Source organism: Mycolicibacter acidiphilus (genome assembly GCF_018455725.1).
Classification (GTDB): domain Bacteria; phylum Actinomycetota; class Actinomycetes; order Mycobacteriales; family Mycobacteriaceae; genus Mycobacterium; species Mycobacterium acidiphilum.
Genome location: NZ_JAHCLR010000004.1, coordinates 1 through 12691 on the forward strand (window position 1 = coordinate 1; position 12691 = coordinate 12691).

Annotated in this window: 11 protein-coding genes and 1 pseudogene; 11 read left to right on the forward strand and 1 reads right to left on the reverse strand. The window is 71.2% G+C overall.

The features are described 5' to 3' along the window. Positions 1-603: 603 nt before the first annotated feature. The 11 genes and pseudogenes from KIH27_RS22365 to xerD all read left to right on the forward strand — a co-directional run. Positions 604-1320: pseudogene (locus KIH27_RS22365) on the forward strand (tetratricopeptide repeat protein); the annotation flags it as partial. Between the two features lie 39 nt (positions 1321-1359). Continuing rightward, positions 1360-2358 (forward strand): HAD-IIA family hydrolase, encoded by a 999-nt coding sequence (locus KIH27_RS22370; RefSeq protein WP_372451295.1) that lies wholly within the window; start codon positions 1360-1362, stop codon positions 2356-2358. Between the two features lie 27 nt (positions 2359-2385). Then, entirely contained in the window at positions 2386-2592 is a 207-nt protein-coding gene (locus tag KIH27_RS03180) for a hypothetical protein (RefSeq protein ID WP_214091479.1), read from the forward strand. Positions 2593-2600: 8 nt separating this feature from the next. Then, positions 2601-3410, forward strand: coding sequence for a TlyA family RNA methyltransferase (locus KIH27_RS03185; RefSeq protein ID WP_214091480.1), 810 nt, complete (start codon positions 2601-2603; stop codon positions 3408-3410). Between the two features lie 10 nt (positions 3411-3420). After that, complete coding sequence (locus KIH27_RS03190) at positions 3421-4353, forward strand: NAD kinase (protein WP_214091481.1); 933 nt, start codon at positions 3421-3423, stop codon at positions 4351-4353. 2 nt (positions 4354-4355) lie between these two features. After that, positions 4356-6149 carry a DNA repair protein RecN gene (recN, locus tag KIH27_RS03195; RefSeq protein WP_214091482.1) on the forward strand — a complete coding sequence of 598 codons (1794 nt, stop codon included), beginning with the start codon at positions 4356-4358 and terminating at the stop codon, positions 6147-6149. A gap of 84 nt (positions 6150-6233) precedes the next feature. Further along, complete coding sequence (gene steA, locus KIH27_RS03200; protein ID WP_214091483.1) at positions 6234-7415, forward strand: putative cytokinetic ring protein SteA; 1182 nt, start codon at positions 6234-6236, stop codon at positions 7413-7415. Between the two features lie 13 nt (positions 7416-7428). Beyond that, positions 7429-8370: a copper transporter gene (locus KIH27_RS03205; RefSeq protein WP_214091484.1), complete on the forward strand. Its 942-nt coding sequence runs from the start codon at positions 7429-7431 to the stop codon at positions 8368-8370. A gap of 100 nt (positions 8371-8470) precedes the next feature. Next, on the forward strand, positions 8471-10207 hold the full coding sequence (pyrG, locus tag KIH27_RS03210; protein WP_284144675.1) for a CTP synthase: 1737 nt from the start codon (positions 8471-8473) through the stop codon (positions 10205-10207). Beyond that, the gene (locus KIH27_RS03215) at positions 10200-10823 is read left to right on the forward strand and encodes an NUDIX domain-containing protein (protein ID WP_214091485.1); all 624 of its coding nucleotides are present in this window, start codon (positions 10200-10202) and stop codon (positions 10821-10823) included. Before pyrG ends, KIH27_RS03215 begins: the two co-directional genes overlap by 8 nt. Then, positions 10820-11776 (forward strand): site-specific tyrosine recombinase XerD, encoded by a 957-nt coding sequence (gene xerD / locus KIH27_RS03220; RefSeq protein ID WP_214091486.1) that lies wholly within the window; start codon positions 10820-10822, stop codon positions 11774-11776. Before KIH27_RS03215 ends, xerD begins: the two co-directional genes overlap by 4 nt. A 76-nt stretch (positions 11777-11852) precedes the next feature. Here xerD and KIH27_RS03225 read toward each other — a convergent pair whose 3' ends face one another. Further along, positions 11853-12605: an O-methyltransferase gene (locus tag KIH27_RS03225; protein WP_214091487.1), complete on the reverse strand. Its 753-nt coding sequence runs from the start codon at positions 12603-12605 to the stop codon at positions 11853-11855. Positions 12606-12691: the final 86 nt, after the last annotated feature.

Below are 12691 nucleotides of genomic sequence, written 5' to 3' on the forward strand. Positions count from 1 at the left end.
AACCTGGACCCCCCAAGAAATTGGGGGGTCCAGGCATATCCATTGATCGATGTATTTGTCGCCGTTGCCCGGCGCCCCGCGTGGTGCTGCCGGCAAATGGGATTGCGGCGGTGTCATCGGCGAGTTCGCCGTATCCTTTGCGGGGTACGGATTCGATCGGGAAGGCACGAAGTGGCCGAGCACGGCAGCGGCGGAGACGGCACGCGAGGAGAGAACGCCGGCGGTGCCGACGACGCCAGGCGACAGGACCGGCCGAAGTCGTCGTTCGGCGGGGCATCCCGGGATCACCGGGAGTCCCGCGAGCGTCGTGACTTCCGGGATTCGCGCGAACCTCGCGAGCACCGCGGCGCAGCCAAATGGTCGGGCCCGGATCGGCCTCGCCGGGCGCAGCCGCAGCGCGACGAGGGCGGCTTCCGCCCGCCGCGCGGCGAGGGCGGACCTCGTCGGCCGCGCACCGACGGCGGATCACGACCACCACGCAGTGACGGCGATGCCCGCCGACCGCGTACCGAGGGCTGGTCACGGCCGCAACGCGACGACGGCGACGCCCGTCGGCCCCGCTCCGAGGGTGGATCGCGTCCGCCGCGGACCGGGACCGGGTCGCGACCACCGCGTTCGGATGCCGGTCGCCCAGCACCCGCACGGGACGAGTCGGCGCCGCGCCGCGACGACCCGCCGATTCCCGAAGGCGTCGAACCCAAGCAGTTGGCGCCGGAAGTGCGCCGTGAACTGAGCACCCTGAGCAAGGCCGTCGCGGACGCCGTGGCCTGTCACCTGGTGGCGGCCGGCAACCTGCTCGACGACGACCCGCAGGCTGCGCTGCGGCATGCCCAGGCGGCACGGGCCCGGTCGACCCGGATCACCGCGGTGCGCGAGGCCGTCGGCATCGCGGCCTACCACTGCGGTGACTGGACGCAGGCGCTCGGCGAACTGCGGGCGGCACGACGGATGGGCAGCAAGTCCGCGCTGCTGCCGCTGATCGTCGACTGCGAGCGCGGCCTGGGCCGGCCGCAGCGGGCGATCGAACTGGCCACCGGACCGGAAGCGGAGGCACTGGAAGGCGACGAGGCCGACGAACTGCGGATCGTCGTCGCCGGCGCCCGCGCCGACCTCGGCCAACTCGAGCAGGCGCTGACCGTGCTGTCGGCGGCGCAGGCCGATCCGGAGCGGACCGGCCCCATCGTCGCCCGGCTCTGGTACGCGCGTGCCGAGGTGCTGACCGCGCTGGGCCGCACCGACGAGGCGCTGCAGTGGTTCCTGCAGGCCGCCGCCGCCGACGTCGACGGCGTCACCGACGCCGAGGAACGGGTCGCCGAGCTGGCCGGGGCGAAGCCGCTGGCCGAGGAGTACGACTGCCTGCTGCTCGATCTGGACGGCACTGTCTTCCGGGGCGGCGAGCCGACCGTCGGCGCCGTCGACACGCTGGCGCAGGTGCCCGGCCGGGCACTGTTCATCACCAACAACTCGTCGCGCAGCGCGGGCGAAGTCGCGGCGCACCTGGCCGAGCTCGGCTTCACCGCCGGCGCCGACGACGTCGCCACCAGCGCGCACGTCGCCGCCGAACTGCTGGCCGGGCAGTTGCCCGCGGGCGCGCCGGTGCTGGTGGTCGGGACCGAGGCGCTGGCCGGTGAGATCAGCGCCGTGGGTCTCACCCCGGTGCGGCTGGCGTCGGAGAACCCGGCCGCGGTGATCCAGGGGCTGTCAACCGAAACGGACTGGGCGGAATTGGCGGAGGCGGCGCTGGCGATCCGGGCCGGGGCGCTGTGGATGGCGACCAACGTCGACAAGACGCTGCCGTCGGAACGCGGGCTGCTGCCCGGCAACGGCTCGATGGTGGCCGCGCTGCGCACGGCCACCGACGTCGAACCCCAGGTGGCGGGGAAGCCGTCGGCCGCACTGCTGACCGCCGCGCTGGCCCGCGGCGAGTTCTATGCACCGCTGGTGGTCGGCGATCGCCTCGACACCGACATCGCGGCGGCCAGCGCCGCCGGGCTCCCCAGCCTGATGGTGCTCACCGGCGTCAACTCGGCAAGCGACGCCGTGCTGGCGGTCGCCGGCCATCGGCCGACGTACATCGGCGCGGACCTGCGGTCGCTGCTGGTCGACGCCGACCGGCTCGCGATCGGGCCGCAGCCGGACTGGGACGTGCGCGTCGACGGCGCCACGGTCACGGTCGCCACCCGGGAGCACGACAGCGCCGGTGACGACACCGAGAGCGACGGACTGTCGATCGTCCGGGCCGTGGCGGCCGCGGTATGGGACGCCGACCTGGACGGAAAGGCCGTCACGCTGGCCGCCGCCGACGACGCCGCACGGGAAGCCCTGCAGCGCTGGGCCCTGCTCGACACCTGCCCGTAGCCGCCATCGACTAGCGTAAGTGGCGCAATGGAAATCGAAACCCGCCACAACGCCGAGTCGGACCGGGACCCTGAGCGCATCAGATCCCGGATCGAAGCGCTGCTCGCCGAGCTGCCCGGCGAGGCCGAACTGCCCGATCTGCCGGCGCAGACCGACCTCAACCAGCTGGCGCAGCGGCTCGAGGAGGCGCACACCGTGCTGGTGCGGGCGCTGGAGTCGGTGGAGAAAGGCTGAGGGCACGCATGTCGCGGCGCGCTCGCGTTGACGCTGAACTGGTTCGGCGCGGCCTGGCCAGATCCCGCCAGCAGGCAGCGGAGTTGATCGATGCCGGCAAGGTGACCATCGACGGCATCCGGGCCGTCAAACCGGCCACCGCCGTCGCCCTCACCGCGGCCCTGGCGGTTGCCGCCGACGCCGAACGAAGCTGGGTGTCCCGCGGGGCGCACAAATTGATCGGCGCCCTGGACGCGTTCGGCATCGCGGTCGAGGGCCGCCGCTGTCTGGACGCCGGGGCGTCGACCGGCGGGTTCACCGAGGTGCTGCTGGACCGGGGCGCGGCCCAGGTGGTCGCCGTCGACGTCGGCTACGGGCAGCTGGCCTGGTCGCTGCGCACCGATCCGCGCGTCGTCGTCATCGAACGGACGAACGTGCGGACGCTGTCCCCGGAGACGGTCGGGGCGCCGGCGGACCTGATCGTCGCGGACCTGTCGTTCATCTCGCTGTCGACGGTGCTGCCCGCGTTGACTGGTTGCGCGTCGGTGGACGCCGATATCGTTCCGATGGTGAAACCGCAGTTCGAAGTCGGGCGCCAGCAGGTCGGCGCCGGTGGCGTGGTGGCCGACCCGCAGCTGCGCGCCGGCGCGGTGCTGACCGTGGCGCAGCGTGCCGAGCAGCTGGGCTGGCACGCGGTCGCGGTGACGGCCAGCCCGCTGCCGGGCCCGTCGGGCAACGTCGAATACTTTCTCCATCTGCGCAGGGCTGCCGAGAATCTGCTGACCGGCGATGCGCTGCAGCAGGCCGTCCAGGATGCCGTCGTGAGAGGTCCGCAGTGAGAGGCCCACAGTGACTGTCGAAAATCACCAGCGCACCGTCCTGCTGGTCGTGCACACCGGGCGCGAGGAAGCCACCGACACCGCCCGCCGGGTGGAGAAGGTGCTCGGCGAGCGCGGCATCGCGCTGCGGGTGCTGACCGCCGAGGCCGTCGACAAGGGATCGCTGCACTTGGCGCCCGACGACATGCGGGCCCTGGGCGTCGAGATCGACGTCGTCGACCCTGACAACCGGGCTGCCGAGGATTGCGAACTGGTGTTGGTGCTCGGCGGCGACGGCACCTTCCTGCGTGCCGCCGAACTGGCCCGCAACGCCGACATCCCGGTGCTGGGAGTCAATCTCGGCCGGATCGGGTTCCTTGCCGAGGCCGAAGCGGAGACCATCGACGCGGTGCTCGACCACATCATCGCCCGGGACTACCGGGTCGAGGACCGGATGACGCTGGACGTCATGGTGCGGGCCGGCGGGGAGATCATCGACCGCGGGTGGGCGCTGAACGAGGCCAGCATGGAGAAGGGCCCGCGCCTCGGTGTGCTCGGCGTGGTCGTCGAGGTCGACGGCCGGCCGGTGTCGACGTTCGGCTGCGACGGCGTGCTGGTGTCGACGCCGACCGGGTCCACCGCCTACGCGTTCTCCGCGGGCGGCCCGGTGCTCTGGCCGGACCTCGACGCGATCCTCGTGGTGCCCAACAACGCGCACGCCCTGTTCGCCCGGCCGATGGTGACCAGCCCGGAGTCGACGATCGCGATCGAGGTGGAGAGCAACGGCCATGACGCGCTGGTGTTCTGCGACGGCCGCCGCAAGATGCTGGTGCCCGCCGGCGGACGCCTGGAGGTGCAGCGCGGCGGCACCCCGGTGAAATGGGCGCGGCTGGGCAGTTCCCCGTTCACCGACCGGCTGGTGCGCAAGTTCCGGCTGCCGGTCACCGGCTGGCGCGGGCAATAGGCGTGCTTACCGAGATCCGGATCGAGTCGCTCGGCGCGATCAGCGCGGCGACCGCCGAATTCGACCGCGGCCTGACCGTGCTCACCGGGGAGACCGGTACCGGCAAGACGATGGTGGTCACCGGCCTGCACCTGCTCGGCGGTGCCCGCGCCGACGCCACCCGGGTGCGGTCCGGGGCGGCCCGTGCGGTGGTGGAGGGCCGGTTCTCCACAGCGGAGCTGTCGGATGCGGCCGCCGCACAGATCGATCAGCTGCTGGACTCGTCGGGCGCCGACCGGGACGAGGACGGCAGCGTCATCGCCGCCCGCTCGGTCAACCGGGAGGGACCGTCGCGCGCCTACCTGGGCGGCCGCGGGGTGCCCGCCAAGTCGCTGACCGGCTTCACCGAGGGGCTGCTCACCCTGCACGGGCAGAACGACCAGCTGCGCCTGATGCGGCCCGACGAGCAACGTGCCGCGCTCGACAAGTTCGCGGGGGTAGGCGCCCGGCTGGACCGGTATCGCGCGGCGCGGGACGCGTGGCTGTCGGCCCGCCGCGAACTGGTCGACCGGCGCGACCGGGCGCGGGAGCTGGCGCAGGAAGCCGATCGGCTGGCGTTCGGGCTGCGGGAGATCGACGCCGTGGACCCGCAGCCCGGTGAGGACGAGACGCTGACGCTGGAGATCCGGCGGCTCTCCGAACTCGATGCGCTGCGCGCGGCGGCCACCGGCGCCCGCACCGCGCTGACCGGCGGTGACGACTTCGCCGAGCTGAGCCCGTCATCGGCCACCGACCGGTTGGGGCAGGCCAGGGTGGTGCTGGAGGGCACCGACGACACCGCGCTGTGGGTGCTGGCCGAGCAACTCAGCGGCGCGATGACGGTGGTCGGCGACGTGGCCCGCGAGCTCGGCGACTATCTGGGGGAGCTGCCCACCGAGGCCGACGCCCTGGACACCCGGTTGGCCCGGCAGGCCGAACTGCGCACGCTGACCCGCAAATACGCTTCCGACGTCGCCGGGGTGCTGGCCTGGGCGGCCGAGTCGCGGGCCCGGCTGGCCGGCCTGGACGTCTCCGAAGAGGCAATGGTGGCGCTGGCCGCCCGCGTCGACGAGTTGGCCGGTGCGGTCGCCACGGCCGCCACCGAACTCAGCGCGGCCCGCGGGAAAGCAGCCGGGAAACTGGCCAAGGCCGTCAGCGCCGAGTTGTCCGGGTTGGCGATGGCCGACGCGGAGTTCGCCATCGGCGTCGTCACCAGCCCCGGTGCCGCCGACGATCCGGCGGTGCTGACGCTGCCGTCGGGTCAGCAGGTGCACGCCGGCGCCGACGGCATCGACGACGTCGAGTTCGGGCTGGCCGCGCACCGCGGGATGGACGTGCTGCCGCTGGCGAAAAGCGCGTCCGGCGGTGAACTGTCGCGGGTGATGCTGGCGCTGGAGGTGGTGCTGGCGACGACCGTGCGTGACTCGGCCGGCACCACGATGGTCTTCGACGAGGTCGACGCCGGTGTCGGTGGCCGGGCCGCGGTGCAGATCGGCCGTCGGCTGGCCCGGTTGGCGCAGACCCACCAGGTGATCGTCGTGACCCACCTGCCCCAGGTCGCCGCCTACGCCGACGCGCACCTGACCGTCGACAGCGGCGGGGGCCGCGGCGCCAGCACGGTGCGGCACCTCGGTGACGACGACCGGGTCGCCGAACTGGCCCGGATGCTGGCCGGCCTGGGGGAGTCCGACACCGGCCGGGCGCATGCGCGTGAACTGCTGGCCGCCGCCCGCGAGCATCGCGCCGAAGACGGAAGCGTGACGCCCCAAAACGTGTGACAAATGTGACGCGTTGTGACTTGTGTTGCTGTTGTTACGGCGCGCCTCCCCGCGATCCGGGTATTTCCGGCCAGAATCGCGCCCATGAAGATGTCTTCGCTGCTGTCTCGTAACACCGCCCGGCCAGGTGTCATCGGCACGGCCCGAGTCGACCACGACATCGACCGTCTGCTGCGCCGCGTCGGCCCGGGCGACATCGTCGTCCTCGACGTGCTGGACCTGGACCGGATCACCGCCGACGCACTCGTCGAAGCCGGCATCGCCGGCGTCGTCAACGCCTCGGCGTCGATCTCCGGCCGCTACCCCAACCTGGGACCCGAGGTGCTCGTCGCCAACGGCGTCACGCTGATCGACGAAGCCGGGCCGACGGTGTTCAAGAAGATCCGCGACGGCGCCAAGGTCCGCCTGCACAACAGCGGCGTCTACTCCGGTGACCGGCGACTGGCCCTGGGCGTCGAACGCACCGACATCGACATCACCGAGATGATGCACGAGGCCAAGAGCGGCCTGGTCGCGCATCTGGAGGCGTTCGCCGGCAACACCATCGAGTTCATCCGCAGCGAGAGCCCGCTGCTGATCGACGGCATCGGCATCCCCGAGATCGACGTCGACCTGCGCCGCCGGCACGTGGTGCTGGTCGGTGACGAGCCGTACGCCGCCGAGGACCTCAAGCGCCTCAAGCCGTTCATCAAGGAGTACCAGCCGGTGCTGATCGGTGTCGGTGGCGGCGCCGACGTGCTGCGCAAGGCCGGCCACCGGCCCGAACTGATCGTCGGCGACCCCGAAACGATGAGCACCGAGGTGCTGCGCTGCGGATCGCAGGTGGTGCTGCCCGCCGACGCCGACGGGCACGCGCCGGGCCTGGAGCGCATCCAGGACCTCGGGGTCGGGGCGATGACGTTCCCGGCCGCCGGATCCGCGATGGACCTGGCCTTGCTGCTGGCCGACCACCACGGGGCGGCGCTGCTGGTTACGGCGGGCCACACCGCCAACATCGAGACGTTCTTCGACCGGACCCGCCAGCTGTCCAACCCGTCGATGTTCCTGACCCGGCTCAAGGTCGGCGAGAAACTGGTGGACGCCCGCGCGGTCGCCACCCTCTACCGCAACCGGGTGTCCGCCGGCGCCATCGCGCTGCTGGTGCTGACCATGCTGGTCGCGATCGTCGTCGCACTTTGGGTGTCGCGGACCGACGCGGTGGTGCTGGACTGGCTGACCAACTACTGGCACCACGCCGTGCAGTGGTTGCGGCACTGGGTGACGTAGGGCGGGTGGACCGGTGATCACCCCTCGGCAGCACACGATCTCGCTGGTCGCGGTCTTCGTGGCCCTGGTGCTCGGCGTCGTCCTGGGATCCGGCGTGCTGTCGGGACCGCTGCTGGCCGGCCTGCAGTCGGAAAAACAGGAACTGCGCGCCCAGGTCGACGCCCTGCATGAGCAGCAGGCCGCGCTGAACGAGCGGCTGACGACCGCGAACGACTTCGACGCCCAGATGGCGTCTCGGATGGTGCACGGTGCGCTGACCGGGAAATCGGTGGTGGTCTTCCGGGCCCCCGACGCCCACGACGACGACGTCGAGGCGGTGTCGCGGATCATCGGTCAGGCCGGCGGCGTCGTCACCGGAACGGTCACGCTGACCAGCCAGTTCGTCGAGGGCAACGACGAGGAGAAGCTGCGCACGGTGGTCGAGTCGGGAATCGTGCCGGCCGGCGCGCAACTCAACACCGGCTACGTCGACCAGGGCGCGCAGGCCGGCGACCTGCTCGGCCTCGCCCTGCTGATCAACCGGGACCTGGCGGTTGCGCCCGCCGACGACAACCAGCGTGAGACGGTGCTGGCCGCGCTGCGCGACACCGGTTTCGTGACGTACGGCGAGCAGCGGCTCGGGGCGGCGAACACCGCCGTGGTCATCACCGGCGGGGCGCTGGGTGATGAAGCCGGCAACGTCGGCGTCAGTGTGGCCCGCTTCGCCGCGGCGCTGGCCCCGCACGGGTCGGCGACGGTGCTCGCCGGCCGGGAGGGGTGCGCGTCGGGGACCGCGGCGGTCGCGATGGCCCGCGCCGATTCCGGGATCTCCGGTGCGGTGAGCACGGTCGATGACGTCGACGTGGAGTCCGGTCGGATCACCACGGTGATGGTGGTGAGCAGTCAGGCCGACGGCGGCCACGCCGGTCAGTACGGGATCGGTCACGGCGCCGGATCGGTGACCATCGCGCGGTAGGCCGGGCGTGTCGAGGACCGTTCGCGTGAGTCGATGTTAGGGTGAGATTCCGTGGGTCGGCAGGCCCTCAATCCCTGCGCCGTCGTCACGGAGGTTGGTGTTGCCACCATTGCGCAAGCATCCCCAAGCTGAGCCGAAGCATCTCTTCGTCACCGGTGGGGTTGCGTCCTCGCTGGGGAAGGGTCTGACCGCGAGCAGCCTGGGTCAGCTGTTGATCGCCCGCGGCCTGCAGGTCACCATGCAGAAGCTCGACCCCTACCTGAACGTCGATCCGGGAACGATGAACCCGTTCCAGCACGGCGAGGTCTTCGTCACCGAGGACGGCGCCGAGACCGACCTCGACGTCGGCCACTACGAGCGCTTCCTGGACCGGGATCTGTCCGGCTCGGCGAATGTGACCACCGGACAGGTGTATTCGACCGTCATCGCCAAGGAGCGCCGCGGCGAGTACCTCGGTGACACGGTGCAGGTGATCCCGCACATCACCGACGAGATCAAGCGGCGCATCCTGGCGATGTCCGAACCTGACGCCGACGGGCGCCGCCCCGACGTCGTCATCACCGAGATCGGCGGCACGGTCGGCGACATCGAGTCGCAGCCGTTCCTGGAGGCCGCCCGGCAGGTCCGCCACGACGTCGGCCGGGACAACGTGTTCTTCCTGCACGTGTCGCTGGTGCCGTACCTGGCGCCGTCCGGCGAGCTCAAGACCAAACCCACCCAGCACTCGGTGGCGGCGCTGCGCAGCATCGGCATCACGCCCGACGCGCTGATCCTGCGCTGCGACCGCGACGTTCCCGAACCGCTGAAGAACAAGATCGCGCTGATGTGCGACGTCGACATCGACGGGGTGATCTCCACCCCCGACGCGGCGTCGATCTACGACATCCCCAAGGTGCTGCACCGGGAGGAGTTGGACGCCTACGTGGTGCGCCGACTCAACCTGCCGTTCAAGGACGTCGACTGGACCGAGTGGGACGACCTGCTGCGCCGGGTCCACGAACCGCACGAAACCGTCCGAATCGCGTTGGTGGGCAAGTACATCGACCTCTCCGACGCCTACCTGTCGGTGAGTGAGGCGCTGCGCGCCGGCGGTTTCAAGCACTACGCGAAGGTCGAGGTCGTCTGGGTCGCCTCCGACGAGTGCGCGACCCCGGCCGGTGCGCTCGCCGCACTCGGCGACGTGCACGGCGTGCTGATCCCCGGCGGCTTTGGCATCCGCGGGATCGAAGGCAAGATCGGTGCGATCACCTACGCCCGCACCCACGGCATCCCCGTGCTGGGGCTGTGCCTGGGCCTGCAGTGCATCGTGATCGAAGCCGCCCGGTCGGTCGGGCTGACCAAGGCCAGCTCCGCTGAGTACGACCCGGACACACCCGACCCGGTCATCGCCACCATGGCCGACCAGATGGATGCGGTCGCCGGCACCGCCGACCTCGGCGGGACGATGCGGCTCGGCGCGTATCCGGCGACGCTGGAAGCGGATTCGATCGTCGCGGAGGCATACGGGGCGACCGAGGTCTCCGAACGGCACCGGCACCGGTACGAGGTCAACAACGCCTATCGGGACCGGATCGCGGCCAGCGGGCTGCGGTTCTCCGGCACCTCACCGGACGGGCACCTGGTGGAGTTCGTCGAGTACCCGCGGGAGATCCACCCGTTCCTGGTCGGCACGCAGGCGCACCCGGAACTGAAGAGCCGGCCCACCCGTCCGCATCCGCTGTTCGCGGCGTTCATCGGTGCGGCGATCGATTACGAAGCAGCCGAACGGCTTCCGGTCGAAATCCCCGAACACCACCTGGAAGCCGAGGAACTGCAGGAGTCCGCCACTCGTGGCTGAGCACGTCTTCGAGACGACGTCGTCGCGGTTGCTGCACAGCGGCAAGATCTTCGCGCTGCGCGCCGACGAGGTGCTGATGCCAGGTGGCGGGACCGCCACCCGAGAGGTGGTGGAGCACTACGGCGCGGTGGCGATCGTCGCGATGAACGACGACGGCGAGATCCCGCTGATCTACCAGTACCGGCATCCACTGGGCCGGCGGCTGTGGGAGCTGCCCGCCGGGCTGCTCGACGTCGGCGGTGAGGCACCGCAGTTGACCGCGGCCCGCGAACTGCAGGAGGAGGCGGGACTTGCGGCCACCGACTGGCAGGTGCTGGTGGACCTGGACTCCACGCCCGGTTTCAGCGACGAGTCGGTCCGGGTGTTCCTGGCGACCGGGCTGCGCGAGGTCGAACGGCCCGCGGCACACGACGAGGAAGCGGACCTGAAACTGCAGTGGTTCCCGCTCACCGACGCGGCCCGGATGGTGTTCGCCGGGGAGATCGTCAATGCCATTGCGGTGGCGGGGATTCTGGCCGCGAACCAGCTGGCGCAGGGCGCCGGGCAACTGCGCCCGCCGGACGCTGCGTGGGTGGACCGGCCGACGGCCTTCGCCGCCCGGCGGGGCCGTCCATGACCACGGCGGCCCGCCCGACGTGTCCGGTCGAGGAGCAGTTGCAGGGCTACCTCGACCACCTGACGATCGAGCGCGGTGTCGCCGCCAACACGCTGAGTTCCTATCGCCGCGACCTGCGGCGCTACCTCGATCACCTGCTGAGCCGCGGCGTGGACGACCTGGCCGCCGCCGGCGAGACCGACGTCAGCGAATTCCTGGTTGCGCTGCGCAAGGGTGACCCCGACAACGGTGTGTCGGCGCTGTCGGCGGTGTCGGCCGGCCGGGCGCTGATCGCGGTGCGCGGACTGCACCGGTTCGCCGCAGCCGAGGGACTGACCCCGCTGGACGTCGCGCATGCGGTCAAACCACCGACTCCCGGGCGACGACTGCCGAAAAGCCTGACGGTGGACGAGGTTTCGGATCTGCTGGCCGGGGCCGGCGGAGACAGCCCGTCGGATGGGCCGCTGAGCCTGCGCAACCGAGCCCTGCTCGAACTGCTGTACTCCACCGGATCCCGGATCTCCGAGGCCGTCGGGCTCGACGTCGACGACATCGATGTGCAGGATCGGTCGGTGCTGCTGCACGGCAAGGGCGGCAAGCAGCGCCTGGTGCCGGTGGGCCGGCCGGCGATCACGGCGCTGGATGCCTACCTGGTGCGCGGCCGGCCCGGTCTGGCGCAGCGCGGGAAGGGCACACCGGCGGTGTTCCTCAACGCCCGCGGCGGCCGGCTGTCCCGGCAGAGCGCCTGGCAGGTGCTGCAGGACTCCGCCGAGCGGGCGGGCATCACCACCAAGGTTTCGCCGCATACGCTGCGGCACTCGTTCGCCACCCACCTGCTCGACGGCGGCGCCGACGTCCGGGTGGTGCAGGAGCTGCTCGGCCACGCCTCGGTGACGACCACGCAGATCTACACGCTGGTCACCGTGCACGCGCTGCGTGAGGTGTGGGCCGGGGCGCACCCGCGGGCGCGGTAACCCTTCCCCGCGAGCGTGCACAACCCACCGGCATCCGCCCAGGTGGGCCCGGTCATTTCTGCACGGTGGCGCGAGATCAGCCCAGGAACTTCGACTCCAGCACCAGGTCGTGGATCAGGCTCTGATACTCCACGTGGGTCTTGTGCTCGACGGTCTCGAACCGGCGACCCTGCTGGGCCTGCATGTACTCCCGATATCGGGGCGCCCCAGGCACTTTCACGTTGTCGGCGACGACGATCGACCCCGGGTGCAGCCAGCCCCGGTCGAGAATGCTCTGCAGGTCCGGCAGGTAGGCGTCCTTGTCGTGATCGATGAACAGGAAATCCAGGGCTCCCGCGGCGAAACCGTGCCGGACGGTCAGTGCGTCCAGCGTCCGCCCGCCGTCGCCGACGGTGCCGACCACACAGGTGATCCGGTCGGCGACCCCGGCGTGCGCCCAGATCTGCCGGGCGTTGGCGGCGTTGGCCTCGGCCAACTCGACCGAGTACACGCGTGCGGCCGGCGCGGCCCGGGCGATCCGCAGCGCGCTGTAGCCGCAGTAGGTGCCCAACTCCAGCGCCAGTGTCGGGGCGGCGCGGCGCACCGCGGCGTCGAGCAGCAGTCCTTTCTCGTCGCCGACGTTGATCAGCAGGGACTTCTCGTAGGCGAACCGGTCGATGGTGGCCAGCACGTCGTCGATGTCACCGGGCCGGGCGTTGTTCAGCACATAGTCGACGGCCGCGGCCTCGCGGCCGTCGCCGATCTGGCCCGTCGTGGTGATGTTGCGGGTGACGGTCGCCATCCGCAAGACCGACCACCGCAGGAAGGGCATCCGCCGCTTGAGGCTCATGGTTGCGATTTTATGTCCGTCCAGCGCAAACGATCACCGGTTATGTGCCCGACACGGCGGTGGACACCCGTTAGACTTCTGCGGAT

Excerpts from the sequence above, each read along its gene's own strand:
- KIH27_RS03180 (WP_214091479.1), top strand. The coding sequence starts at position 2,386 with ATGGAAATCGAAACCCGCCACAACGCCGAGTCGGACCGGGACCCTGAG.
- KIH27_RS03185 (WP_214091480.1), top strand. The coding sequence starts at position 2,601 with ATGTCGCGGCGCGCTCGCGTTGACGCTGAACTGGTTCGGCGCGGCCTG.
- steA (WP_214091483.1), top strand. The coding sequence starts at position 6,234 with ATGAAGATGTCTTCGCTGCTGTCTCGTAACACCGCCCGGCCAGGTGTC.
- xerD (WP_214091486.1), top strand. The coding sequence starts at position 10,820 with ATGACCACGGCGGCCCGCCCGACGTGTCCGGTCGAGGAGCAGTTGCAG.
- KIH27_RS03225 (WP_214091487.1), bottom strand. The coding sequence starts at position 12,605 with ATGAGCCTCAAGCGGCGGATGCCCTTCCTGCGGTGGTCGGTCTTGCGG.